21 protein-coding genes are annotated in these 25,316 nt (G+C 39.0%); 9 read left to right on the top strand and 12 right to left on the bottom strand.

The features are described 5' to 3' along the window. Positions 1 to 8: 8 nt before the first annotated feature. Positions 9 to 4,355, bottom strand: coding sequence for an LIC12048 family lipoprotein (locus tag EHQ64_RS20310; protein ID WP_135648975.1), 4,347 nt, complete (start codon positions 4,353 to 4,355; stop codon positions 9 to 11). 547 nt (positions 4,356 to 4,902) lie between these two features. Here EHQ64_RS20310 and EHQ64_RS08050 point away from each other — a divergent pair. From EHQ64_RS08050 to EHQ64_RS08070, 5 genes are all read left to right on the top strand, one after another. Then, positions 4,903 to 5,331, top strand: coding sequence for a MarR family winged helix-turn-helix transcriptional regulator (locus EHQ64_RS08050; RefSeq protein ID WP_135648976.1), 429 nt, complete (start codon positions 4,903 to 4,905; stop codon positions 5,329 to 5,331). 52 nt (positions 5,332 to 5,383) lie between these two features. Then, the gene (gene fabG, locus EHQ64_RS08055; protein WP_135648977.1) at positions 5,384 to 6,133 is read left to right on the top strand and encodes a 3-oxoacyl-ACP reductase FabG; all 750 of its coding nucleotides are present in this window, start codon (positions 5,384 to 5,386) and stop codon (positions 6,131 to 6,133) included. Between the two features lie 107 nt (positions 6,134 to 6,240). Then, positions 6,241 to 6,819, top strand: a complete 579-nt coding sequence (locus tag EHQ64_RS08060) for a DNA-3-methyladenine glycosylase I (RefSeq protein ID WP_135648978.1) — start codon at positions 6,241 to 6,243, stop codon at positions 6,817 to 6,819. Between the two features lie 35 nt (positions 6,820 to 6,854). Further along, positions 6,855 to 7,484: an SAP domain-containing protein gene (locus EHQ64_RS08065; RefSeq protein WP_246048641.1), complete on the top strand. Its 630-nt coding sequence runs from the start codon at positions 6,855 to 6,857 to the stop codon at positions 7,482 to 7,484. A gap of 78 nt (positions 7,485 to 7,562) precedes the next feature. Then, complete coding sequence (locus EHQ64_RS08070; RefSeq protein WP_135648980.1) at positions 7,563 to 8,162, top strand: hypothetical protein; 600 nt, start codon at positions 7,563 to 7,565, stop codon at positions 8,160 to 8,162. Positions 8,163 to 8,170: 8 nt separating this feature from the next. On the opposite strand, the gene EHQ64_RS08075 is transcribed toward EHQ64_RS08070, so the two are convergent. Next, positions 8,171 to 8,767 carry a TetR/AcrR family transcriptional regulator gene (locus EHQ64_RS08075; RefSeq protein WP_135648981.1) on the bottom strand — a complete coding sequence of 199 codons (597 nt, stop codon included), beginning with the start codon at positions 8,765 to 8,767 and terminating at the stop codon, positions 8,171 to 8,173. A gap of 98 nt (positions 8,768 to 8,865) precedes the next feature. Between EHQ64_RS08075 and EHQ64_RS08080 the strand changes: the two genes are divergently transcribed. Together EHQ64_RS08080 and EHQ64_RS08085 are read left to right on the top strand one after the other, a co-directional pair. Further along, entirely contained in the window at positions 8,866 to 9,690 is an 825-nt protein-coding gene (locus EHQ64_RS08080; protein WP_135648982.1) for an acyl-CoA thioesterase, read from the top strand. Between the two features lie 45 nt (positions 9,691 to 9,735). Then, on the top strand, positions 9,736 to 10,419 hold the full coding sequence (locus EHQ64_RS08085) for a YwaF family protein (RefSeq protein ID WP_135648983.1): 684 nt from the start codon (positions 9,736 to 9,738) through the stop codon (positions 10,417 to 10,419). Between the two features lie 42 nt (positions 10,420 to 10,461). Here EHQ64_RS08085 and rsx read toward each other — a convergent pair whose 3' ends face one another. The 4 genes from rsx to EHQ64_RS08105 all read right to left on the bottom strand — a co-directional run bounded on the left by rsx (position 10,462) and on the right by EHQ64_RS08105 (position 15,292). Beyond that, entirely contained in the window at positions 10,462 to 11,826 is a 1,365-nt protein-coding gene (gene rsx, locus EHQ64_RS08090) for an LIMLP_03685 family anti-sigma factor (RefSeq protein WP_135648984.1), read from the bottom strand. A 2-nt stretch (positions 11,827 to 11,828) separates the two neighbouring features. Beyond that, positions 11,829 to 12,359 (bottom strand): RNA polymerase sigma factor, encoded by a 531-nt coding sequence (locus tag EHQ64_RS08095; protein ID WP_135648985.1) that lies wholly within the window; start codon positions 12,357 to 12,359, stop codon positions 11,829 to 11,831. Between the two features lie 380 nt (positions 12,360 to 12,739). Beyond that, the gene (locus tag EHQ64_RS08100; protein WP_135648986.1) at positions 12,740 to 14,542 is read right to left on the bottom strand and encodes an RICIN domain-containing protein; all 1,803 of its coding nucleotides are present in this window, start codon (positions 14,540 to 14,542) and stop codon (positions 12,740 to 12,742) included. A gap of 285 nt (positions 14,543 to 14,827) precedes the next feature. Continuing rightward, a complete protein-coding gene (locus EHQ64_RS08105) occupies positions 14,828 to 15,292 on the bottom strand; it encodes a helix-turn-helix domain-containing protein (protein WP_246048642.1) in 465 nt (154 codons plus the stop codon). A 289-nt stretch (positions 15,293 to 15,581) separates the two neighbouring features. Between EHQ64_RS08105 and EHQ64_RS08110 the strand changes: the two genes are divergently transcribed. Continuing rightward, positions 15,582 to 15,866, top strand: coding sequence for a DUF433 domain-containing protein (locus EHQ64_RS08110; protein ID WP_135648987.1), 285 nt, complete (start codon positions 15,582 to 15,584; stop codon positions 15,864 to 15,866). A 20-nt stretch (positions 15,867 to 15,886) separates the two neighbouring features. Here EHQ64_RS08110 and EHQ64_RS08115 read toward each other — a convergent pair whose 3' ends face one another. The 6 genes from EHQ64_RS08115 to EHQ64_RS08140 form a co-directional block, all read right to left on the bottom strand. Next, a complete protein-coding gene (locus EHQ64_RS08115) occupies positions 15,887 to 16,414 on the bottom strand; it encodes a NuoI/complex I 23 kDa subunit family protein (protein ID WP_135648988.1) in 528 nt (175 codons plus the stop codon). Then, positions 16,401 to 17,855, bottom strand: a complete 1,455-nt coding sequence (locus EHQ64_RS08120) for an NADH-quinone oxidoreductase subunit G (protein ID WP_135648989.1) — start codon at positions 17,853 to 17,855, stop codon at positions 16,401 to 16,403. Before EHQ64_RS08120 ends, EHQ64_RS08115 begins: the two co-directional genes overlap by 14 nt. A gap of 146 nt (positions 17,856 to 18,001) precedes the next feature. After that, positions 18,002 to 19,147, bottom strand: coding sequence for a chorismate synthase (gene aroC / locus EHQ64_RS08125; RefSeq protein WP_135648990.1), 1,146 nt, complete (start codon positions 19,145 to 19,147; stop codon positions 18,002 to 18,004). A 72-nt stretch (positions 19,148 to 19,219) separates the two neighbouring features. Beyond that, positions 19,220 to 20,713, bottom strand: coding sequence for an HD-GYP domain-containing protein (locus EHQ64_RS08130; protein WP_135648991.1), 1,494 nt, complete (start codon positions 20,711 to 20,713; stop codon positions 19,220 to 19,222). Positions 20,714 to 20,859: 146 nt separating this feature from the next. Then, the gene (locus EHQ64_RS08135) at positions 20,860 to 22,356 is read right to left on the bottom strand and encodes an HD domain-containing phosphohydrolase (protein ID WP_135648992.1); all 1,497 of its coding nucleotides are present in this window, start codon (positions 22,354 to 22,356) and stop codon (positions 20,860 to 20,862) included. Positions 22,357 to 22,477: 121 nt separating this feature from the next. Beyond that, positions 22,478 to 23,089, bottom strand: a complete 612-nt coding sequence (locus tag EHQ64_RS08140) for an ACT domain-containing protein (RefSeq protein WP_135648993.1) — start codon at positions 23,087 to 23,089, stop codon at positions 22,478 to 22,480. 277 nt (positions 23,090 to 23,366) lie between these two features. Between EHQ64_RS08140 and EHQ64_RS08145 the strand changes: the two genes are divergently transcribed. Next, positions 23,367 to 25,241, top strand: a complete 1,875-nt coding sequence (locus tag EHQ64_RS08145) for an ABC transporter ATP-binding protein (RefSeq protein WP_135648994.1) — start codon at positions 23,367 to 23,369, stop codon at positions 25,239 to 25,241. Positions 25,242 to 25,316 lie beyond the last annotated feature (75 nt).

Below are 25,316 nucleotides of genomic sequence, written 5' to 3' on the forward strand. Positions count from 1 at the left end.
TCTTCTCCTTAGAATTTGATCCTTGACATAATCGTATAATCACGCTCGATCAAAGGTGAAACGAAAAAGTTATTTAAGCCGTATTGAAGTGCGCCCGGATTTTGGAGGTTTACATTAAATCCGCGAATTCTTGGCTGTAAGGTATCTTGAGAGAGCCAGAAGGCCATTCCAAATATCGTATTTGGTGTGGCCGTTATATTCGCGTTAGATTGTGGACCTTGATTGGAAGTACTTAAAAAGAATTCTCCACTTCCCCTTAAGAAAAACTTTTGTTCAGGAGTAGCGGCATTAATGTCTAAACCTGTTACCCGACCTCTTATCGTTTTTTTACTTCCATCAACATGCTCCCAAGAAGAGAAAATGTTTGTTCCAACAATCAGTGAACTTCCAGGGTTACGAGACGTGGCCGGAGAAGGAGAATTAACAATTAAAGAATTATTATAGAACATTTGATTTCCAATTAGGGAAATCGCTTTCAACCTTACATTATTGTCTGATGGAGTAGAATATAAAACCATTCCTGGTTCTTGTGTAACCGAGAGACTCCAAGTCGGAGAGACTACATTTGATTCAATTGAAAAACTGCCCGACCCAAGCGTGGCCCCTGTAGTAAGATTAAAAGATCTCGCATTCAAGTACCCGCTTACATTTCTCCAAATGACCAATCCGTATGCTGGATCAGAACCACCCGTCCAAAATGAACCTGTCTCGATCGATCCGGAAGTGCCAGCACCAGCCGAATCAATATTCTTCGTAGCTCCAATTGCTGCTGCAGTTGATAAGTTGTAATTTAAAACATTAATCGACGAGCCGTTATCGTAAGCAGTAATGTTCGCTAGAATTGCATAATTACCCGAAGCCGATGCAGATACGACGGTTTTTCCCCAACCAAAATTGCTATTATAATTCGAATAGGCAAATGCGGCATTGGTTGCCACACCTGTACTTACTTCATAAACTCTTGCATAAGTATCATGCTGAGTAAAAATTCCTGTATAAACCGATGAAAATGTTACAAAGCTTACATCCCAAGTAACGAGAGCTCTGCTTGTTCCTATAGCTACATCGATGCTATATACTGTCCCAGCCGTTTTAGATCGAGTTGCGACTTTTGATTCGGCTCCAATTTTTGTTCTAGTATTTATATCCCAGAAACTTACGTATAGATCATCATTACTTTCCCAAGCTAAAATGATTTTGCCGTTTTCATTTACTTTGGCACTAAAGTTGCCAGTTGCAGTTGCAGTGGTCATGTCGACTAAAGTCGTAGTTACTGCTGTCTGTGTTGAGTTCTGGTAATATTTTCCCCAAATATCACCGTCTTTTCTCCACAAAACTAATGTATAATCTCCACTTGTTATTGCTACTGGGCCGAAAAGCGGACTCGCTCCGGTATGCTCCCCTACTACAAAGTCAGCATTACCTGGCTCCAATTTATAAACTAGATTGTTACTGGTTGTTAATCCAAATAGGCCTTCTGAAAGAAATCCTGCAAAGTCACCACCGTCTGCCCAAGAGCTCCATAAAGCCACCCCTTGATTATAATTTCCAATCCAGTTAATTGCATTATAATCGGGATTAAATCCTAAACACCCAACAGGATGTTTTGGATTCGAGACACAATTAATTGTTTGGCTCGTTGAAAATGATAAGTTCTGCGCAATGTTATATTCTGCTGGCTGGAATGCAGTGGTTGCTTCTTGATTCCACTTTGTTAGAAACCCGGTATCTTGTGTAATTCTAATATCCGGAATAGTTAATCCACTGCGAGTAATTACAGTAGTCAGCTTATCAGCTTTAAAGTTTGAAGCCTGGTCTAAAAATAAAGTTACTGCTCCTTCAGCATCGGCTGCTGAGATATCGACAATAGTAAAAGGAAAATTACTTTCACCGACTAAGAGTACATCATTCTTTTCTATAAGTCCATAGATATCGTTCACACGGATTGATGTGTCATTTTCTTTTAGTGCACTTGCAAGCACTGCTCTCATCTTTCCAACTTTGCTATAATGCAAAGGCCAAATACTTTTTCTATATGCATTATTTAGAGATGGGCGGATATATAATTCGACAACGCTATTTTCAGTATCTAAAATTTCATGCTGAGTAGGAAGTTTAACGCACAACGTTAAAGTTTGAGTCGAATGAATAAAATTGACCCCGCATGATTGTAATTTATAAGGGTCAGAATTATTAAGATCCCTTTCTATATGCATCCAACTGGATCTCTGCCCACCAAAGCCCATACTAATTTCAAAATCAGCTACTTCTGTTCTTTCAAACAAAAATGGAGACGTTTTCTTATTATATGAGAATTCCGTAAAATACTGGAGACTTCCTGCTAAAGTGGGAATTCCGAAATCTGGATTAAGATATTGAGTTTTATCTAGTTTAATAGTAAGTTCAATTTGTTCACCAAAACCTACAGCTCCTAAATATGTGGAACGAGTATTAGGATAATAAGGATGACTTCCTAAAGAAGTAAGGTCCCATGTTGTGTTCATTTTGAACGGAAGATTAGTAACTAATGGATTTGTTCCAAAGTCTCTAAGTTTAGCACCGTAATCCCGCATAGAAATATATATGATTTCAATCGTATCTCCTGCCCAAAGTGTAGAATCGATCCCTTTCAATACCGATGCAGGTCTTGGAGAGTTTGGATCAAACTTTATAATTTCCTTATTTTCTCCATACAGCAGATATTCAGTAAAATTATAATATTTACCTTTTGAAAAAACTACCCAAGCACCTGCGGTATCTTTGTCTTCTTGAGACCAATCCGAAATAGGTTTCTGAACACAAGCTGTCCTTTGAACATTGTCTGATCCGACAATATTTTCCTGCTTACTGCAGGGTATTGTATTCTTAATCCCACCAATAGACTTAATCGTTTTAGAGAATATTCGGGATGAATCTAATGTAGGTGCAATTTCCGAAAAGTCGACAACGACATCTTCAAATTCTATTTCTAATCCAGAGCAAGCAATTCGCTTTAAAGCAGTTCGCAAAGTCACACCTGGTGATAAACTAGTAGAAATAGATTTAGTGGTGCAAGGGTCGCCGACTCCTCCCTCTGCATCAAATGCAGCGACGCGATACATTTCACGAAAGCCAGGACCGAATACTTTTATGAGCGTTGTTCTTGCTTTCGAATTTTCCTCAACGATCTTCAGGTTATCACCATTGAAATTCAAAAGTGCAGAACGATAATTCGAGTCAGCAACATGTGACATTTCATAATCAACAATGTATATTTTAGGTGTATAACCAGACGCGATTGCTCTTTCTACCTCGGCCGTGTTAAGGCCAGTTAGCTCGATAACATACGGACCAAATTTGGTTCCTCCGTAAACAGAAACCTCAAATGGGCTGAAATCCGAATTTAAAAGCCTGAAACTTTGGATTGGTATCAAATCCCCTTCGCCAGTTTCAAACATTAATGAACAGAGAATGTTTTTAATTTTGACTGGCATATTTACAGATTGATTTTCAATATATAATGCAGCCCGAACATAACCAGCGTTCGGATCAACTTTTGACTCTGTATTAATTTTTCCTGCTTTGTCTCGGCGATATTTCATCGCCTTATCACTTGAAGAGTTTGCTTTAATATTCCACGCCTCTCTATCAAGGTTATTCACAAAAGGTTTATCAGCCCACTTAGTTAGAGTTTTTGAAGTAGAAGCAGTTATTCCCCAGTTTTTAGATGAACTGGTTCCATAGTTTGCTCCCATTCCATTATATTTTCCTCCAAAACTCTCGCTCGAGGCCCCTGAAAAATTCAGAGAGATAGAATCCGTGTAAGTATCTTGAAATTGGACAGTTTTGAAATTCAATTCATTCTGATGTATTTTTTCTGAGCCTTCATTTCTATTTGATACAAAGTCTTGAGATCCAATTTCACTTACAATTTCGTCTGATACTTGATGTGAATTCAATTGGATGGCAATTTTCATTGTCACTGGTGGAGCAATGATCGCCTCAATCATAGGGTAATCTGCTACCCAAACATTCGTGGTAGTCTCATTTGTATTTAGAATACCATCTCCATCAAAATCATTTAATATATTCGTTCCGGTCGGATCGATTGTTCCGCCAAGTGCTTTAACGTTAACCTTTGTTCCTGGGGGAAGGCTAAAGAGATTATCAACTGGAACTATTGGAGGAGTAGGTAGTCCTGGTATACCACCTCTATCTCTGATTATTGGAATCCTTTCAACAGCTAACCAGGTTGCTTTTGAAAGATCAACATCCCTATTATTACCGAATCCCCAATCGCTCAAACAACTAAAGAATGGAAGAATAATTGCAAATACAGTTATAGATCTAATATTCCACTTCAAAATGCTGCTCATACTGCTCTCCGATCCTTGCTATTTGTTATTGAAGAATATAACCTACGGCGGACAAAAATCAGCCGGGTAGATTCTTTTTTTTCCAAAAATTGTTCTTAGTCTGTCCAATTTTTAAAATTATTCGCAATAACCATTTAATTTAGATATTTTGTGAAAATCGTTCCCACAAATTGATTAAACTTGTCGAATCTTTTACAAAAATTTAATTAAAAAATTCATAAATAACATCTTTCATATCCCAAATGGAATTTATTTAAATTTTTAGAATATCTCAATCGAGATATTGAATATTATAAATGATATATTCCATTTACAATATTTAGAATGACCGAAATCTATTATCCAATATTGTATATAATTCAAATTTTCACATATAAAACGAGTAAGAGCATAAACTATTTATAATGTTATTAAATGAAGAAAAATATTTAGAATATTACTTCCAACCCAATGGTAATCTTCCTGCCCAAATTTGATCTTGCAGAACTCAATTTCGTAAAAAAATTTCACTTGACAAAACTTCTAAACTATTTCGATGTCTAAATAAATGAAGCCGGATTATGTAATTCATCTTTTATCCAGAACGAGAGATCGGATCCAAAAACATCTTTCCGAGGAATTTGTGAATCAAGGGATCTTAGATTTAGTTCCGGCCCATGGAGGAGTTCTTTTCGCTTTAGGAAAAGAAGGTCCCTTAACGATGAGTGAACTTGCTAAAACACTGGATAGAACGAATTCGACCGTAACTGCGCTTCTAGATAAAATGGAAGAATTCGGTTATGTGAAGCGTTCTAAACCATTCGAAGATGAAAGGATCACATCGGCCGAATTGACTGAAAAAGGAAAGTTAACCTTGGAAAAAGTCCAAAAAGCTTCTAAGACCACTCTCTCTAAATTGAATCAAAATTTAGAGCCGGGAGAAAGAGAAGACTTCATGCGAATTCTAATAAAAATTCATTCTAATTTCGACCTGTAAATAGGTTTTTTAAGATCAAATATTTCGATATCGAAATTTATGGAGGATTCAGATGTTTGAGGGCAAAACAGCGGTCATCACGGGATCGGCAAGGGGGATAGGTAAATCTATCGCCAAAATGTTCCTAACAAAGGGCTGTAAAGTGATCATTTCGGATTTAGAAGAAAAAACTTCCAGAGAAACTGCAGAAGAATTATCCGAAGTATACAAACAAAATGTAGCCTGGAAAAACTGCGATGTAACGAACAAGGAGCAAAACAAATCGCTCGCAGAATTTGTAATGAAACAAACCGGAAATTTGGATATTTGGATCAATAATGCCGGAATTGTACAAGATGATCTTTTGTTAAGAATGTCGGAAGAAAAGTGGGATAAGGTACATTCCGTTAATCTGAAAGCAGTATTCTTCGGGATCCAGGCAGCGAGTAAATACATGATCAAAAAAAGTTACGGAAGGATCGTGAATATTGGATCTGTCTCCGGTTTTTATGGAAATGCAGGTCAGGCAAATTATTCATCCGCTAAAGCGGGATTATTTGCTCTTACCAAATCTGCTGCGAGAGAATTTGCCTCTAGAAATATCACCGTAAACTGTGTAGCCTCAGGATTCATTAATAATCGGTTTGCAGAACATGTGCCGGAAGCTATCCGAAACTCGATATTAGAATCAATTCCTTTAAAGATAAAAAGAGATCCGGAGGATGCGGTTGCATCCGCAGTAACATTTTTATCTTCGGATGAAGCGGATTGGATCACTGGAGCAACACTTCGAGTAGACGGAGGAATACTGATCGGATTCTAGACCAAACTACAAATCGGAAATTAATTTCAAGGCAAGTAGATATCCATAAAATATCCTTGCCTTTCTTGTTCTCCACAAAGAATAAGAAAGCTAGCGTTTCAGATAAAATGAAGACACTTACGAAATATTGCCAATATGTTCTTTATTTAGGATCAGGACAGGATCCTGAAAACAAATTTTATCACGATAACGAGTATGGTTTTACCATAGAGTCCGACGATGAATTATTCGGAAGACTGATCTTGGAAATTAACCAGGCAGGCCTCTCCTGGACAACAATCTTAAAGAAAAAAGATAATTTCAGAAAAGCCTATAAAAACTTTTCCATTCAAAAAATCGCAAAATTCGGACCGAAAGATTTTGATAGATTAATGAATGATGCCGGAATCATTCGCAATCGTTTGAAAATAAACGCAGCAATACATAATGCAAATGTAATACTTACTTTAAAGAAAGAATTTGGAAGTTTTAAGGATTGGTTGGACCATCATCATCCTAAATCTAAAGAGGAATGGGTAAAAATTTTCAAAAAGACGTTCATCTTTGTAGGTGGAGAGATCGTGAACGAATTTTTAATGAGCTCAGGCTATTTGGAAGGAGCTCATGGACCGGGATGCCCGATCTATAAAAAAGCTTTAAAGTCCAAACCCGCTTGGAATTCAAAAAAAATTACAAAATCCAAATAGTCCCTTATATGAGATCGAGACCCGAATTTGAAAAATTGAAAACCATAAAGGAATTCGAATCCTATTATTGGTATCGTGAGGAATTAAAAGAAATTTGCCAGGCGTTGAATATTTCTTCTTCCGGCGCAAAAGCCGATTTAGAGGAAAGATTAAAAGACTATCTCATTCTCGGGAGAGAGAAATTCCTTAAGAAGGAAACTTCTTCTAAAAATAAAAAACAAACCCGCAGCAGTATTAAAAATTATTCTAAGATCACACTCCGATCAAAAATTATTCCTGATGGGATCCGCTTTGACTCTGAGTTTAGGGAATTCTGTAGAAAACATTATAAACTGAACAAATTCAGTTTTACTAAGGCGATGGCTGAAGCAGTTCGAGACGCTGAAAAGGAAGGCAATCTGAAACTTACTGTTTTAGATCTTCTCAAAGTTTATGAAAATCCACCCAAAGAAGAGAGACCCGATGATCGGGTTTTAAGATGGAATCGTTTTGTAAAAGATTTCCATGCAGAATCCAAAACTTTCAATCTTAAGAACAAATTGAACATTGCCGCTTTCCTATGGGGCAAAGTAAGAGATCGGGCGGGGAGCAAAAAATTCGACAGCTCTTTACTTCAGGAATTCGCCAAGGATATCGCCAAATTAGAAGCTAAGAGTAATAAATGATATCGATTCCGTAATAAAATGCGACTTTTTCTGCTGGAAGCATATTCAAACCCATTATAAAATATCGATTCAGCCCAGATGAAACTAAGATCGTATTTATTCCTTATTATTTGTATTTGTTTAATCGGCTTTCCTTTCCTTACAAAAGCCCAGGTCGATCATAAGAACGTTTGTTTGAATTGGGAAAGAGAATTTCCTAAGATCGACTCTAAACTATATCTAGAGATCAGCGGACTCGAATTGATACTTACTCCTCCCTCTTCCGCGTCTATGAGAAGTAGGAGACCGGGAGAATTAGTTGGAGTGACCCAAGGTTCTTACAAGTCTGAAGGAACCAAAGAAATCCATATTGAATTCCCATATGAACCTTCCGATCCGGACGAATGTGTATTTAATTGTAAGGAACAATCTATAACTCTTAGATCTTCGAATCGAAATGTAGACGAAGTTTTTGATAGTTGTTATAAATCCTGTAGGAACAATACTAACTTTAAGTACGGAAAGGATAAGTTTAAATTACAATTAAAGTTTAAGATATATAGAGACGAGTCTGAGACATTGAGGATCGATTCTCTTTCATACCGTGATCTCAATCCGATTACCGGAAAATTAGCGTATTCTTTTCCTCATTATTTTGCGGGGGACTTGGTGGAATGTTCTAATTCCATCTGGGATTAATCGTATTTCTATCTATCGAGTGAAAGTAATTCTTTTTCAAGTCGATCGATATATTTGAAATCTCCGGACATTCCATACAATTGTAATGCACCTTGATAATAAAAAAGAATACTTTCTGAAATATCTTTTAACCTAACTGCATCCTTCTTTTTTCCGGATTTCCAAATCATATCCCGTAAACTTACTTCGAATTCGTTTACCCAACGATCCAATGCAACCTTTACAAATTCAGAAATTTCAGGCTCGTCATGTGTCTGGTTGGATAAATTTGCATAAGGACAACCGTATATATAATTATTTCGTAGGCCACGCTTTAAAAGCCTCATCCAAGATATGATAAAGTTGGAATAATTTTTTTCCTTCTTCATGATTCTTTTTGCAAAACCTAATATCGCCTCTTCTTGGTCCAGAAGATACGCCTTACCCAAATCCTTTTTGGAAGGATAATGGATGTATAAACTTTTTTTAAACGCTCCTGCTTCTTCTAATATCTCGTTTATTCCAGTATTCGGATAACCTTTGGAATAAAATAGTTTAGAAGCCGCTTTTAAGATACGTTCTTTAGCAGGGTCCTCTTGGCGAATTAGGTCTTTTTGGATTTTCATTTTTCTAAGAGAAATTGTAATAGTGGTAGACAAGATTGTCTACCACTATTTATCCTGGAATCAGAAAGGTAGACCATGTTGTCTACCGGAGGCTTTTTATGAGGCTAATGGAGAAAATGGATAAAACAATCACTTCCTTTGCCGTGCCGGTCCGTAGAGCGGATCTGGATGTAAACGGGCATGTAAATAACGGAACCTACCAAAGTTATTTCGAAGAAGCCAGGATCAAAACTTTCGAACAATTGAAAGAAGAAGGCCAACCGATCTTACATTATGATCGTTTAGCTATTAGAGAATGTGAACTAGAATATAAAGCAGAATTAAAATATCCGGAAGAAGCAAGGATCACGACTGAAATCGTTCATTCTGATCTGGAATCTACGGAGATCGTTCAAGAAATGTTCAGAGCTTCGGATTCCGTTCTCGTAACGAGGGCACGTTTCATTCTAGGATTTCCTGGAGAGACTGAATCCGTTTTTTATTCGGAAGAAGATTATCCGTATGCATTTTACCATCCGATCAGCGTAGGTTGGGCGGAGATGAATCCGGAAGGTAAGGTCAATCTAGAAACGATCCAATATTATCTGGACGATGCAAGGATCCGATCTTCTTATCAATGCGGATTGGATCTTCATTCATTGCAAGAAAAAGGAGTCGGCCCAGTAGTTTATAAAGCAGAGCTGAAATATTTTGATTCGATGACCTTTCCTGACGATCTGATCATCGTGACGGTGTACCTGAAAGCTGAGAAGAACAGATTAGCTTTCAAACACGATGTATATTCCAAGTCTAGTCGAAAACTCCTTCTTACTTCTTTAGTTCACGGACTCTTTATGGATCTTAAAAGAAAAAGACCTTATCAGTTTACTGAAGAAGAAATGAAATTAGTCTTTAGCACCAAAAACAAATCCTTATTCGTTTGAATAATGATTTGAAATTCTAATACTCAAAGGAGAGGGTATCACTCGATGAAATTCGAGCATTGGAGCCCTCTCCATTTTTCTATCCTGATCATAACTTTTTCAACTAGCTTCGGGCTTCCTTTCTTAGCCAAAAAATTCGCAACCCAAAAGACCAGACATATCATTGGGATCATTTTAGGTTCCATTCTACTTTTAAACTATTGTGTATACGTTATTTATAGGATCGACTCCGGCTATTGGCAGCTACGTTACGATCTCCCGATGGAATTTTGCAATTGGGCGGCCATAGTAACTTCTCTAGCCTTATTTACTCGAAATCGGACTTTAGCCGAGTTATCTTATTTTTGGGTGATCGCAGGATCCATCCAAGGGGTGATCACTCCGGATCTTTCTGTAAATTTTCCCCATATTTACTTTTTTATTTTTTTTATAGCTCATTCCGGTTTAGTAATCTCCGCAATCTATGTTGTCTTAGGATTAGAATTAAAACCTAGAAAGGGAGCAGTGCTTAGATCCGTTCTGTATTCTCAAATTTTTGTAATCACAGCTTTGATAGTGGATTTTGCTTTAGGTGCGAATTACGGATACATGAGAGAAAAACCTGGTGCAGGTTCTCTTTTAGATTATTTAGGTCCTTGGCCTATTTACATCTTATGGTTAGAAGGACTCGGTATCATTATGTTTACTTTGCTCTATCTTCCGTTTTGGAAGAAGGATCCAAAGATTTAGTAATATAATAGGATGTATTTGAAAGAAGAGTTTTAGAATGAATTATTCGGATTCTATCTTTTCTACTGCATCAATTGGAATAATAAGATTTCCATCAGGTCTTAAAACCACATAGAAACTATCTTGCTGATAAATAATTCCTCTTTCCATGGACCCGTCTTTTAAGAACAGGATACGTACTTCCTGAGAAGCAGCTTGGGTATTATTACCATCTCCCTTCAAAGAATTGGAAACGGTAGCCTTATCCACCTTCTTAACCAATTCCAATAATTGTTCTCTTTCTTTTAGATCCTTAGGAGGGAAACGGACCATGCTTGCAAATTTTCTTTCCAAGTCCGCTTTTTCGTCGGGAAGGATTTTCTTTAAGGAATTTTTGAGTTCTTTTGGAGAGATCAAGAAAGGATCTTTAGGAAGAGAATCTACATGAGGTTTTAAACTTTTGATCAGAGTTTCATCAAGTAGAGCACTTGGCTGGGATTTTTTACTGGCTTTGATCGAGTCTTCTATCCTCTTCAAGCCTTGGATCCTTGCAGGTGATAATCCCTTCCATGCAAGTTGATGTCCAGATTCTATCGTTAATTGTTGTTTATCGAATAGTATCGGATATTCTTTTTCGAGTAATGCTATCTCGTCTTTAGTTAGCCAAGAAGAAACAGATTCCCAGAAAATTGCCCCGCCAGATTCTAATCTTACTTTACCTTCTAAAACCTTTACCGAAACGGAAGAATCCAATTTTCCTTTATTAACTGAGACCTTAGTACCTTCCAAAATTAATCTAAAATCATTGGAAGTAATCGAAACACTTTCCGCATTTTTCGGGCCATTACTATCTAGAAGAATGGAACCGTAACCCAAATTCAGATGTATTTCATTTTCATTATGTTCTGCAGTAAAATCAGTTTCGCCAAGTGCTCGAACAGATACACTTTTTTCACCTTCTAATTGAACATCACAAATAGAAGATTTTCCGGAAACGATCCTTTTCCCGGATACATCATCGCCTGCAGCTGACTTCTGACCGTCGATAGAACACTCACCATAAGAATAAGTGAACTTATCCAATGTAGCTTCTCCCTTTCTTCCTTTAGAAAATTTGAAGAAGTATACTCCAAGGGCGGAGAAGATCAGAGCTGCTGCTGCAAGATAGATAACAGATTTAGATTTCGGAAACGCAACGACTGTTTTAGAGGAAGGGATTTGAGGAGTTAAGGTTTTAAACTCTTGAGCTATGCTCGCGGTTCTCAATTGAGATTGGATTTGGGTGAGTTTTCGGTACTCGGCTGCTTTTTCCGGATCTTTTAAGACGAAATCCAAAAGTTGTTTTTTACCGGCAGAATCGATCTCACCGGATAGGTATGACTCTAGAAGGTCTTCGAAACTATTTGATTGTTCCGTATGCAATGCCATCTCTACAGTCCGATCCCCTCTGCCTCAAGATATGTCCTTAACATCCTAAATGCGCTAAGCAAACGACGACTAACGGTTCTCTCTGAAATACCGAGAGCGTCCGCAGTCTCCTTGAGGGTTTTCTTTTGGATCTCCTTTAATAATATTATACTCTTTTCAGGCTCAGGAAGACGCGAAACTCCCTCTTTTAAAGCCAAATTCAAAGAATTTTTTTCTAATTCCAGAGGATCCTCATGATTCCCTCCGGAAAGCTCAGGAAAATTCTCTATATTAATTGAGACGTTCCCAGTTTCCTTCTTTGTACGATTGAAATGTTTAAAGTAAAGGTTTTTCCCTATTGTACAAGACCAGGAGGAGAAGCTACCCCTGTTTGGATCAAACCGATCCATGACTTCAAAAGCTTTTAAAAAGGTCTCTTGGGTCAAATCTTCTGCAATTTCAGGATTTCCCGAGAGTTTTAATAGGAAATGATACACCGTATTCCGGGAAGATTCGTAGAGCGCAGTAAATTCCTGTTGAGAAAGACCTTGCATTTTCCTTCAGTCGATGCCGAAATAACGGGTTTCTGCTAATCTTTCGAATATTCCTATTCAGCGGAAGCATAAATTAAATCTATTTTTCCCATTCGAGATAAAGAAGAGAAAAAGAAAGCAGATTCATTCTGAAATGTGGCAATTATTTCGATATTTCCTTTGTTTTGCCTTTTACCAAAAACGCATATAGACTTCGGAACAATTCTATATCCCTCTTGTATGACTAGTTAGAAAAATCCTGTTTTAGAATATGATAATAACTCCTTTCTAAATTTTTATAAAAGTTGAAGTAGATGAATTTAAAAAAATAAGGCTCCCGAAAATCGAGAGCCTTATTTTTGTTCAAACATTTCGGTCGCGTTAATAAGACCGAAATTTTCTTAACGTAAGAACTGGAACTTTTCGTTATCAGTCCAAGCACATGGCCATTGGATCAAGAGACCTCCGTCTCCAGTCGCGCCACCTGCAATATCCAAACATTGGCTGCTATGTTTTGCTTGAAGAGCAAAGAAACCGTCTCCGTAAGAAAGTAACTGGAATCTTTGATTGTTTCCACCACCGCAAGAGTATTGAATTACATTCATTCCTGCCGCAGTAGATCCACTCTTCACATCGAAACATTTGCCGCTATGTCTAGCGATAAATTTGAAATATCCATCACCTGTGGATTCAAGTAACCATCTTTGGTTATCTTGTCCTACATTGGTCCATTGATAAAGATTAACGTTATCAGCAGTACTTATTCCTGGAACATCAATCACCTTACCACTATGTTTCGCCATAATCGCGGAGTAATCTGAACCTGTAGGATCGTTTACGAAAGGAATGTTTCCACCGACAGAAGATTTACCACAACCATCGGATCCGCAACCTGCGTTGGAACGCCAGTCTCCTCTTTCCATTGGATGACCAATTCCATCAAAACATCCGCTTCCTTGGCAATTCATCCAACTAGGAGCATCTCCACCTCTTCTCAATCGAACAAGGTTGTTCCAAGTGTCTTGATGATAGTCGTTTCCACCTGGATTTCTGAAATCTTCAAAGTATAAACAACCGCCGGATCCACCGTCATCATGGAAAGATCCATGTGCGTTTTTACCGACGTATGCAACCGGGTGAGTGCCGTTTGCTACTTCAAAGTTACCAGCTTCTTTGGAATACCATCCAGAGTGTTGAGACCAAGCAACTCGTTTCATTTGTCCGTTTACTACCAGGACGCTCATTCCTTCCCAGTCAGCCGCGTGGCTTCCGAAGCTTAGGAAACAAGTACTTTGCCAAGCGTAGAAGAACCAGTATCTAATCAGAACAGCATTTGTTCCAACAAGAGAAGTTTCATAGAAGATAGGAACTTGGTTATTTGAAATCGTAGAATAATCTTTATTACAAAGATCTTGTGGAGCAACTCCAGCAGCTCTTTGAGTGTAATAAGTCTGAGGATCACTAGTAAAACATTTTCCAGAATCTCCGGAACCTGTAGTAGTCTCTTGATCGAATCTCAAACGAGGTGCGAATTGTTGTGCAAGTGCATCCTGATCAACATTTGGTCCACCGTTATCTGCCTGACAAAGGTAAAGGCTCATGCTATCGCAATAGCGGCCATTACAGCTTGCACCAGCGATATACATAGATTCAGGAGCTACGAATTTTCCTCCGTCCTCTTCTGAAATTCCGGAAGTCCAGTAACATCCTGTTCTGACACCGTTATTGTTCAATTGAGAACATTTCAAGGAAACGTTATCACAATAACTTCCAGAACATTGGATACCGGTTACGAATCCGTTATTATCACAAATTCTGTAATTTGTTCCTTCTTCTGAAAACCAATCGGTCCACCAGCTATTGGTCTGGGTATAACCGGACTCAACGGCTAATAGGTTTACATCGTCACAATAACGACCATTACATCGTAAACCGTGAGTTAAGAACGTAGGACCAGTCTGGATCGCTGCCGCTCCATCTGTAGTCCAGTTCAACCAATGTGGTGGAAATATCTCGTTATGAAAATAAGTACTAGCTGCACTAAATAACTTAGACCCATTTCCGCTTTTTGATGTGAGAAGGCTTGAAAGCGCGCCAAACTCTACACCGCTTGTTGAGGACTTATCGCCGCAAGCTACAAATGAGCCAGCAAGAAGTCCCGTGATTACCAGAGCATAAACGCCCCGGATTACTATTCTCTTCATTATCCAATCCCCGCTTTAGTTTCAGTTGGAGGTTTTAAGTATTTAAACGGCAGGGTAATATAAGCGTCTTAATTCTCACTTATTTTCAAAAGTGAGAGAAAGATTTTTACAAATAAATGAAATTTTTATTTTGAACGATCGATTTCAATAAATTGGAATTGTCGAGTTCTATAAAATGTTAGAAGTGTCGATCAAAAAGAATATCTTACGTACGTTCGATTAAAAGATTAAAGTTTGTTCTACTCCGCTTAAGAGAGAAAATCAAATTACTAAGGGGATGATCGATTAAGGTTTGCGACCTTTCTTTTTAGGGGAAGCTGCCTTTAAATTTTTAGAGTCTTGATCCTTTCCCATCTTGATCAAGTTAGGACCCATATACTTTAGAAAGTCTTCTAAGAAAGAAATGAATCCTTTTGCGCCTTTATTCTCACTAATGAAGATCAATATTCTACGGATCGCCGGGTCTTCTGTCAGATCTCCCAATGCACTTTCTTGAATATTCTTCTTATCCTTATCTAAGAATGCTTTTAGTTCCAAACGAAAGAATAAGCATAAATTGATAAAATCATGAGTGAGTAATCTAGATTCGCCTCTTTCAATCTTGCCTAAAAGATTCGGATTAAAGGCTACTCCATATTCTTTCTTTAAGGCATCGGCCAATTCCTTTAAAGAAAGACCTTTCTCCATCCTGCAATATCTAAATACATCACCTATCTTCGTGTAGATTGATTCGATGGAGCCGTTTTCCATAATTCTTACGTTTCAAAAACGTTTAGAATAGATTAAGATCTACGGACCTCCTTCACTTCGAATCGAATTCTTTTTCCTTGAAGAACCCAACCCGATTTGAATAGAATTTTTTATTCCTTAGAGTATTTTCACTACCTTTTAATAATTTTTAATCTTTACACTACTTCTAGATTTTTCGGCAAAACAGTTTATTCCCTAAATCATAGGGGTTATTTCCTTTTTAGGAAAAAAGTCGGACGCATAGAATTAAGATTCAAAATTTGGCTTGGGGCTTGTTGTAAGAATTAGAATGGAAAAAAATACAGAAACAATCGACCGGATTATCTCCCATCCTTCCATCTGCGGAGGTAAACCGGTTATACGGGGAACCTCGATCCGAGTTTTAGAAATATTGGATATGATATTTTTGGGATTCGGATATAGGGAAATTTTGAACGAATATCCTAACATTAAAGTTCTGGATATCGAAGCTTGTTTGGAGTATGCATCCAAAAGATTACATTCTCCAATATTAGATAAGATCAATAAAGAACTACCGAGAGAAAAAGAGGAGTTACAAAGAAAAGTTTCCTAACTCGGAATGAAGCCGGGGGCTTAGACTCTTTCGCCTAAGATCGGGCCTCCGACTTTTTGCATCATTCTTTCTTTGGTAAGGATCAGATCTTCGCGATTATCCGCAGCCATCTCTGCAGGCCCGTCCAGATAGATCGCACCTTTAGGGCAGGCCTCTTCACACATTCCACAGAAAATACAACGCAATAGATCGATCTCGAATTTTTTCGCGAATTTATCTTCAGGATGAAGATGTTGGATCTCAGGAGTCACATGCCCTGCTTCAATCTTAATAGCATCCGCAGGACAAATCCACATACAACAAAAACAGCTTGTACATCTTTCTCTTCCGATCTCATCCCGTTTCATCGTATGCATTCCACGGAATCTAGAAGAGAACTTTCTTTTTTTCTCAGGAAACTCTAGGGTAACTGCACCTTTTAAAAATGCGGCTTTTATAAAGTGTTTTAAAGTGATCCAAAGACCCTTAGCGATCGAATAAGAATATAATCTTTGATACCAAGACGGCTTATGTTTTGCCGCAACATTGACTACATTAATGGTTCCCAACGGCTGCCTCTCTCGGTTTAGAACGTAATTCTAGGATTTTCTTTTCTAATAATTCGAAAATTTCTCCGGAACTAGATAAACCTTTTGGTGCTTCCATAGATTTTTTAAAGTTCTGAGACCATCCCTTCTTATTCGTAAAACTTCCACTTTGCTCGGAATACGCTTTAATTGGGATAGAATACTTCGACTTACTTACATCTTCAGTCAAATTCGTATCTAAGATTACCATAGATCCTGTTGGAACTCCAGCTAAGATCTCGGATGCATTCTCTTTTAATACGAAAATTAGATCGAACTCACCTTTAATTGCTGCAGAACGGATAGAATCGATCCCTTCAGAAGAAATAAATCCTGCATCTAAAGCGCCTTTTGTATTCGGTCTTTTGTCCGTAGTGTATAAGAAATCTATTTGTTCCGGCTCTTTGTATTGTTCAGGAGAAACTCTAGCTTCTGTTACAAAGGAAACCCCGATCTTAGAAAGAGATTCTCGGATCGATTTTAAATTTTGATCCGACTCGTGAGCTCCTCCGATCACAGCGATCTTTTTAGCACTTGCGAGTTTTTCGGAAATTTCTCCGAGTACGGTTGAGCTAATATTTGCTTCTCCATCTTTATAAAAAGAGAAGAGTCGATTTGAATTTAGCCAATCTACGCTGAATCTTCCCTTATCACAAAGGAAATATTGATCCTTCTCCTCGTCTATACGAGGCATATAACGGAACATTTTATTATCTCGGACGTTTGTAAAAGTCTTACAGCCAGTGCTACATCCTGTACATACAGATTCTTCAGACTTATACCACCAAACCCTGGACTTGAATAATGTTTTATTATTTAATAATGCACCTACAGGGCAGATATCCGCAAGAGCTCCCTGATAGTTATGTTGGATCTGCTCATCTTTGGCCAAACCGATGATGGAATGATATCCTCTTTCGAAGAGGCCTAGATTGGATTCTCCAACCATTTCTTCTTCGAATCGTACACATCTATAACATACGATACATCTATTATGGTTGATGATCAGATTAGAACCGATCTCTTCTTGAGGAATATTTCGTTTTTCTAAAGTGAATCTGGAATTCCCTTTTCCTGCGTTGAAGGAATTATCTTGGAGCTGGCATTCTCCTGCTTTATCGCAGACAGGACAGTCCAATGGGTGATTTGCAAGTAGGAACTCCATCGTTCCTTCTCTAGCTTCTTTTACCCGATCACTTTTTGTTACGATGGAGAGACCTTCAGTAACCTTAGTATTACAAGCTACTTGTAAGCGAGGAATTCCTTCGATCTCGATCAGGCACATACGACACATGCCCACTACGGATAATTTTGGATGATAGCAGAAGAATGGGATATCCACTCCGGCGTCTTTTGCGGCCGAGATGAGATTTTTTTTCTCATCTACCTCGTATTCGATCCCGTCTATCTTTATCTTGACCACTCGAACCTCCGTTTTTCTAAACAAACCAGGGCGCCAAATTTCATTTGAAACGTACTATTCTAAGTTGGCAACCCGTTTCTAGATCATATAGATATGAGAGCCTGTCTCAGATTCTTGAAGTCAGTATAGCTGACTAAGAGACAAATTCAGAGCTTTAGATCCTTGTAATAATCCGGAGTTTTTGCCCATTTCTGAAACCACAAAGGATTCATCGCCCTTTGGTAAAGATACGCATCTACTAGAACAAGGTTTATGGCAGCTTCAACGATCGGAACGGCTCTAGGAAGAACACAAGGATCATGCCTGCCTTTTGCTTCCAGAACGGTTTCTTTTCCTTCGATATTTACCGTATTCTGTTTTTTGAAAATGGTAGAAGTCGGTTTAAATGCTGCTCGAACGACTAAAGTTTCTCCGTTGGAGATCCCACCTTGGAGCCCTCCGGAATTATTCGTGCGAGTTCTGACCTTTCCGGTTCCTTCTTCCACATAAAACTCGTCGTTATGAGTACTTCCTGTCTGAAGTGTACCACCGAAACCGGAACCAACTTCAAATCCTTTGCAAGCCGGAATGGATAAGATAGCCTTCGCTATGTCTCCATCTAGTTTGTCGTAAACCGGATCTCCTAACCCAGGAGGAAGATTATAAGAAGCGGAGCGGATAATTCCACCAACACTGTCTCCTGCTTCCTTCATTTGTAATATTAGAGCTCGCATCTCTTCCGCAGTCTTGAGATCAGGACAACGGACCTCGTTTACATCCACGTCTTCTCTGGTCTTTGGATAATCTTTTTCTAGAATTTGAGAAGAGATTGGGCCGATTGTGTCCACCCAAGCAACGGTTTTAATCCCAAGATCGTCTTCTAGGATCATTCTCGCGATAGCGCCTGCTGCAACTCTCGCGATGGTCTCTCGGACGGAAGATCTTCCTCCACCCACATGAGCTCTAAATCCGTACTTGGTTTGGTATGTATAATCTGCATGAGAAGGACGGAATGTTTCTCTCAGATTTTCATAATCTTTAGAGATCGTGTTCTGGTTATTCACGATAAGAGCAATCGGGCTTCCGATCGTCTTTCCTTCAAAAACCCCGGAAAGAACGCGGACCGTATCCGATTCGTCTCGTGGTGTTGTAAGATTGCTCTGTCCGGGTCTTCTTCTGTTTAAATCCTTTTGGATTTCCTCCAAACGGATCGGAATTCCTGCAGGAACTCCTTCAACAACAACTCCCACCGCGTCTCCGTGAGATTCTCCGAACGTACTAATTTTAAATATTTTACCCCAGCTGGAAGGCATACAGTACCAGAAAATACGGTACTAGTAACGGAAGAAAGTAGGATTCCTTATATCAGAAGAAAAGAGAATCGATTACGCGACAGATTTCGGAGCCGTCTGGCGTAAACTTTTGTCGATCAAATCGAAAAGAGGTGGGTCCAATTCAGGATCGATCGAGTAAATCACCCTTCTTGGATCTACTGCATTCGCCAAATTGAACATTGCCTTTCTTCGGTCCAGTCTGAATGTATTTCTATCGTACCCAACGATCTTGATCTTTCCTTTATTGGAAAAAATAGGTCGGATCGTCCCAACTCTTTCTAGTAGAGGACGGGTTTGGTTCTTATTGATCTCTCTGATCACACAGGTCTCGAAGTGGATCTTGTGCTGAGAATCTGTAGATACCACGATCACATAGTCTCCGACATTCAATACACTTTTGTTCTCACATAAACTGAGAGCCATGAAATCGAAAAATTCCTTCACTACTCTTTCATTATATGAGAAAAAGCTATTATTCAAGATCAGTTTCATAGCGGTGATCGGAGAATATGCAGGTCTCCAATGCTGAACGCTACTAAGTGAAGCGAATTCTCCCGCGATAGAAATGATTGCTGGATCATCTTCGCTATAGGAATTGCTTTGTAGGATATACAACTGTTTCTGCATATCTTCTACTAAAATGCTACGGGTCGGATCATCCTTGTATTTCTCGTAATATTCACCGAGTCTTTTTACTAAGAACGCAGTAGAAGGATAATTATTATTCAATCCTTCTCCCCGATAAGGTCTATGACTGTTTAATACTGCGGTTTTAACAGGAGTTTGGATAGAAGCAAGATTCCCAATCATCAAATAGCTGATAATCGGATGATTTTTAACATATTCGAATTCTTCCGTACTTAAGTTTCCGTGTTCAGGAAGTTTCATTCGTACTTTTCCGATATCCACCATGTAAGCGGCCATCATCAAATTTAGTTGCTGAGCTTTAGAGTTCTCGCTATCTTTTACCGAAATCGCCTTTAAACTTCTAAGCTTCATCGCCATAGAGATTACGGTTCTTTTGGTAAGAACTTCTGAATCAGTTTCTACACCGGCGGACTTCATCACTTCGATCACGTTCACAAGACCGAGCTCCACATCTTGGCTACTTGCGAAATCATCCAAGATCCCGTCGATCGCTTTGGCGACACTCTTCACATGGTTTCCGTTCAACGGATAATCTTTGAGCTCTTTTAAAAGATCAGAAGCCTGTCTCGCCATCTGCACGGTAAGATCAGGATTTACCAATTTGATATAAGAAACTTTTTTGCCGTTTACCGCATCTGGGTTATCGGTCTGGATACTTACCTTATGTCTTTCAGAAAGTAGGAAGTAAATTCCTTGTAACTCAAACTTCTGGAGCTTATTTATATCCGCTTCGGAAGCGTTGTCTTTTCGATGAATTAAGATCTGGCCGTTCTTATTATAGAAGTCGACAGGAATGGATTGACTCTCTTTAAATTGTCTGATTACTTCTGCGTTGAACTCAAATCGTTCGAGTTTTAAGGGATCTATCGGTCCGGAGCTACCTTGAAATTGGGCCATAGTAAAAAATCCATACGCATTACCCAGGGGCTAAAAAAAAATAAGCCCAAAGTATTTAACGTTTAAGTAAGATATCTGTAAGTTACTGAAAAATGATTCAGCATAGAGAGCATGCAAGAATAAATTTCCGAAATTATGGCAATCGATCAAGAAACTGCGGCTTTGGAGGCAGGATCCGAATCAGAAGAAGTCCTAGAGGGATACGTTTCCCTTACTTTACGATCTAATGAGTCGTAAAATTCAGGATCCAACTCTGGATCCACTAGATAGATAATTCTTCTAGGGTCCGCGTTCCTTTCCAAATTGAAAATTGCTCTTCGCTTATCAACGTGCAAGCTATCCATTTCGAAACCTGAAATCCGGATCTTACCGTTGTTTGCAAACTTCGGTCGAATAGTACCGATCCTTTCCAACATCGGTCGAATGGAATTTTTATGAGATTCTTTGATGATACAGATCTCGAAGAAAACTTTTCTGTTAGAATCCTGTGACGCAACGATCACATAATCACCGATCTTAACGAAAGGTTGGTTCTCGCATAAAGAAAGGCCGACATGGTCAAAAAAGTCTTTTAGAGTCTTTTCATTATAAGCAAAGAAACTATTATTCAAAATAAGTTTCATCGCTTTCAAGCCGTCTAGAGGATCTCTCCAAGGTTGAGGAGTTGTAAGGGAAGCAAATTCACCCGCAATGGATAAGATCCCGATATCTTCATAAGAGATCGCATTTGTTAATACGGACTTTACTTGTCTTTGGATATCGGTCGCTAAAAGATTTTTACGAAAATCATCTTTGTACTTTTCGCGATAACTTTGGAGCTTTTGGACCAAAGGTTTTGTTTGAGGATAATTATTATTCATCCCCTCACCACGATGAGGCCTATGATGATTTAGTACCACTGACTTAACCGAGTCTTCCACTTCGGGAAGATTCGCGATCATCAAATAACTAATGATCGGGTGATTTTTTATATATTCCAATTCTTCAGGTTTCAAATTCGGATGAGTGGGGATCTTCATCTGAGTATAACCGATATCGGCAAGGTAAGAAGCCATCATCAGATTCATCTGCTCTGTCTTCTTCTGCTCCATATCCACCTTAGTAAAAACTTTCGCAGCTCTTACCTTTAAGGCCATAGCGATCACGGTTCTTTTTGTAAGAACTTCGGAGTCCACAGGCATCCCTGCGTTTTTCATCACCTCTATAATGTTCACCAAACCGGTTTCCATATTAGGGGAAGATTTAAAATCATCTAGTACTGCGTTGATTGATTTATTGATTTCCTTAACGTGATCTCCGTTTAAAGGAAACTTTTTGATCTCGGATAGTAGATCCGCCGCCCCTTTGGACATATCCAAAGTAAGCTCGGGGTTAATGAGTTTATCAAAAGAAGGATCTAAAGAAGAACTTTTTTTAGCGGCGCCAGGATGTATTTTTCCAATTTCAGCACTTAGAAAATAGATCCCTTGTTTTTCGAACTTTTGAAGACGACTGATATCGTCTCCTGTGGCCATATCCTTCTTATGGATCAGGATCTGTCCGTGTTTATTATAAAAATCTACAGGTATAACTCTATTTTCCCGGAAGCTCTGGATCACTTCTTCGGTGAAATCGAATTTTTGTAAGTCTTTAGCTGCATCCATCGTTAGGTGGAAGGAACTCCTGCATTTAACTATCGGCAATTCGATCGAATGAATCGAATTATTCCTAAACGCAATACGTTTCTTTAGGGTTTAATAGTTTGGACGTTTCAAATTTGCCTGATCAAACTTGATTTAGGCTGCTTTGGAGAATATATCTTCGAATCCGTTCTTCAATCGATGTTCCGGCAAATCCGACCCCTGTACGGGAATCGGTCAGGATGAAGGTGTCCTGGGCCTTTAAGGATTTTCCGTCCGTTCTTACTTCTCCGGAAAGAATATTGATCCCTAAATCCTTCAAAACACCGGTTACGAAGTATAATAGGCCTTTTCTGTCAGGAGCTTCGAGATAAAACTTAGTAGCAGAACTGCCTTGCACATCCTCGAATTCTAATTGAGAATCTTGTCCTAGATAAAAAGTATTTCGAATATCTATTTCACTTGAGGTTTGGATCATCTCTTCCAGTGCATTATCGTCGGAAAAGACGGAAGACATTAAAATGCCGAGCTTAGAAGCCTTAATTTTAGAATCTGTTTCGGGTGATCTAAGAAGAAATTCGTCGTAACTTACCAAAGAATCTCCTTCCTTGATCGTGCGAATATCGCCGGAAAGGATCTCGAACCCCATAAAAAACATGGCCTTGACCATCTTATGCAAGGTTCCCGGAGCAGTTTCGGAGGTCTTGAGTGTTACTCGATAAACCCCATATTCTTCTTTGTAGTTAAATTCTATCATAGTTTCCGCTTTCCTACAAAGCCTGCATATTCCCTGAAAAATAACATCCAAAAACCCGGATTTTCGAGGAATGTTTTCAAAGTCTAAATGAGTAGTAGGTTCTTTTTCAGAATTCTGTCTCCTAAAATTTTTCATCAATGAGACAGAAGTTCAAGGAAAATCTGCCGCTACCGGATATACGCGGAAAGGCCTTCCGGATATATTGGGGAAATCGTGGAAATTTTTTTCCAAGATACTGCGCCCACTCCCCGGATCGGGGATCGATTGGGATACAAATATGACAAATAAACAGAAATTTACCGAAGGATTCAAATTCGGAAAAGCACAGGCGACGTACAATAACTCAAAAGCAGCAGGACCAAAGGTCCCACCAGGAAGTCAGGCTGCCAGAGGATCCTATTCTTCTTCTTTAGGACCGAGTTTTGGAGGAAATGAACCTTCTTCCGAATCTCCTCTTTTGGTTTTGCTAGGACTCGGAAGATATTTTAAGAATTATAAGCTCAGATTGGGGATTGTTTTAGGCCTTCTTTTAACCGAAATCATCGTTTATTCCGCAATTCCTTTCTCTTTCAAGTTCCTGATCGACGAAGCTTTGATCGGAAAGAATGAAACAGTCCTTTATATAACCGGAGCACTACTGATCGGAGGAACCATTCTGATCACTGCTGCGGGAACAGTAAGAGATTATCTTTATAATTGGGTCTCCGCCCGAGCAATCAGAGACATGAGAGAAGAACTCTTCGTACATTTACAAAGAGTGAATCTGGATTTCTACGCTAATACAAGACTAGGAGACGTTCTCGCAAGATTCTCCACGGATTTATCCGCTTTGGAAAATGCAGTTCTTGCATTGATCCCTTGGGGAATCTCTCCACTTTTAGAAGCTATTTTCGGAACCGCATTATTATTCGCCTTAGATTGGAAACTCGGTGCAATCGCTACTTTGATCTGGCCGATCACTTTCCTTGGTCCGGTATTCTTCTCCACAAGATCTACTGCAGCTAGTTATGAAAGAAAATTAGAAGAAGCGAAAGTCCTAAATGCTGTAGAAGAGTCCATCTCCGCTCAGAACCTGATCCGAGTATACGATCTAGACGCAACCTTCTGGGAAAAATTCAAAGGGAATTGTCAGAAACTATTTCAGGTTTCTTTAAGACTAGGACTTACGAATTCTTATTTAGAACGCTCCGCTTCCGGCGGGATCTTGCTTCTTCAAGCTGTGTTGTTGATCTCCGGAGCATGGTTCGCATTTCACGGAATGGTGAGTGTAGGAGCTCTTGCGGCATTCTTGCCTCCATTCTTGAATTTATCCTATTCGCTTCTTTATGTTTCTCAGTATTTTCCTACAATGAACCAAGCGAGCGGTTCTGCGAGAAGGATCCTAGAGATCTTAAGAACTCCTACTTTCGAAACTGAAATGGAACGTCCTTTTGGTCCTTCTGAATTGCAGAATTCTATTCGTTTAGAAGATCTACATTTCCGCTACAAGGGTAGAACTAAAAACCTGAGCGGAATTAATTTAGAGATCAAGAAGGGAAGTTATACGGTAATCCTCGGACCAAGCGGTTCCGGAAAAAGTACGATCCTTAAATTCATTTTAGGAATGATGGAGCCGAATCAAGGTAGAGTTACCTTAGACGGTATCGAAATGGATAAGATCCGTTTGGATGCCTTGCATTCTATGATAGGTATCGTGTTCCAAGATACTTTCTTATTCCACACTAGCATTTTAGAAAATATCCGTATGGGAAGACCGGATGCTACACCGGAGGAAGCGATCGAAGCGGCGAAACTAGCCGAGATCCATGAATTCATTTCCGCTTTACCGGACGGATACGAAACGATCGCAGGGGACAAAGGTTCGAAACTTTCAGGCGGTGAAAAACAGAGGATCGCATTAGCAAGAGCCTTGGTCAGAAACCCTCAAATCTTACTTTTGGACGAGGCTACTTCCGCACTGGATCCGATCACAGAAGCACGGATCTTAAAAACTCTCCAAAAGTTGAGAGAAGGTAGAACAATCGTATCCGTAACCCATAGGCTTACCGGCTTACACGCTGCAGACCAAGTAGTTGTTCTGAAAAACGGAAGTTTGGAACCATATCCTTCTCCTGAGAATGATTCTATTTCTGCGGCAGCAATCGGTTTATAAAAGAACCCGTATAAACAATATCCTTATGGATTGCACAAAATCGAATAAGAGGAAGATCAAATTCTTGCAATTTGG

The organism is Leptospira sarikeiensis (assembly GCF_004769615.1).
In the GTDB taxonomy this organism is placed as follows: domain Bacteria; phylum Spirochaetota; class Leptospiria; order Leptospirales; family Leptospiraceae; genus Leptospira_B; species Leptospira_B sarikeiensis.

What these genes read in the sequence shown, in the direction of transcription:
- EHQ64_RS08050 (WP_135648976.1), top strand. Translation starts at nt 4,903, where the DNA reads ATGAAGCCGGATTATGTAATTCATCTTTTATCCAGAACGAGAGATCGG.
- rsx (WP_135648984.1), bottom strand. Translation starts at nt 11,826, where the DNA reads ATGGCATTGCATACGGAACAATCAAATAGTTTCGAAGACCTTCTAGAG.
- EHQ64_RS08140 (WP_135648993.1), bottom strand. Translation starts at nt 23,089, where the DNA reads ATGATAGAATTTAACTACAAAGAAGAATATGGGGTTTATCGAGTAACA.
- EHQ64_RS08110 (WP_135648987.1), top strand. Translation starts at nt 15,582, where the DNA reads ATGGAAAAAAATACAGAAACAATCGACCGGATTATCTCCCATCCTTCC.
- EHQ64_RS08080 (WP_135648982.1), top strand. Translation starts at nt 8,866, where the DNA reads ATGAGGCTAATGGAGAAAATGGATAAAACAATCACTTCCTTTGCCGTG.
- EHQ64_RS08135 (WP_135648992.1), bottom strand. Translation starts at nt 22,356, where the DNA reads ATGGATGCAGCTAAAGACTTACAAAAATTCGATTTCACCGAAGAAGTG.
- EHQ64_RS08145 (WP_135648994.1), top strand. Translation starts at nt 23,367, where the DNA reads ATGACAAATAAACAGAAATTTACCGAAGGATTCAAATTCGGAAAAGCA.
- fabG (WP_135648977.1), top strand. Translation starts at nt 5,384, where the DNA reads ATGTTTGAGGGCAAAACAGCGGTCATCACGGGATCGGCAAGGGGGATA.
- EHQ64_RS20310 (WP_135648975.1), bottom strand. Translation starts at nt 4,355, where the DNA reads ATGAGCAGCATTTTGAAGTGGAATATTAGATCTATAACTGTATTTGCA.
- EHQ64_RS08100 (WP_135648986.1), bottom strand. Translation starts at nt 14,542, where the DNA reads ATGAAGAGAATAGTAATCCGGGGCGTTTATGCTCTGGTAATCACGGGA.
- EHQ64_RS08075 (WP_135648981.1), bottom strand. Translation starts at nt 8,767, where the DNA reads ATGAAAATCCAAAAAGACCTAATTCGCCAAGAGGACCCTGCTAAAGAA.
- EHQ64_RS08095 (WP_135648985.1), bottom strand. Translation starts at nt 12,359, where the DNA reads ATGCAAGGTCTTTCTCAACAGGAATTTACTGCGCTCTACGAATCTTCC.
- EHQ64_RS08060 (WP_135648978.1), top strand. Translation starts at nt 6,241, where the DNA reads ATGAAGACACTTACGAAATATTGCCAATATGTTCTTTATTTAGGATCA.
- EHQ64_RS08085 (WP_135648983.1), top strand. Translation starts at nt 9,736, where the DNA reads ATGAAATTCGAGCATTGGAGCCCTCTCCATTTTTCTATCCTGATCATA.
- EHQ64_RS08070 (WP_135648980.1), top strand. Translation starts at nt 7,563, where the DNA reads ATGAAACTAAGATCGTATTTATTCCTTATTATTTGTATTTGTTTAATC.
- aroC (WP_135648990.1), bottom strand. Translation starts at nt 19,147, where the DNA reads ATGCCTTCCAGCTGGGGTAAAATATTTAAAATTAGTACGTTCGGAGAA.
- EHQ64_RS08105 (WP_246048642.1), bottom strand. Translation starts at nt 15,292, where the DNA reads ATGGAAAACGGCTCCATCGAATCAATCTACACGAAGATAGGTGATGTA.
- EHQ64_RS08130 (WP_135648991.1), bottom strand. Translation starts at nt 20,713, where the DNA reads ATGGCCCAATTTCAAGGTAGCTCCGGACCGATAGATCCCTTAAAACTC.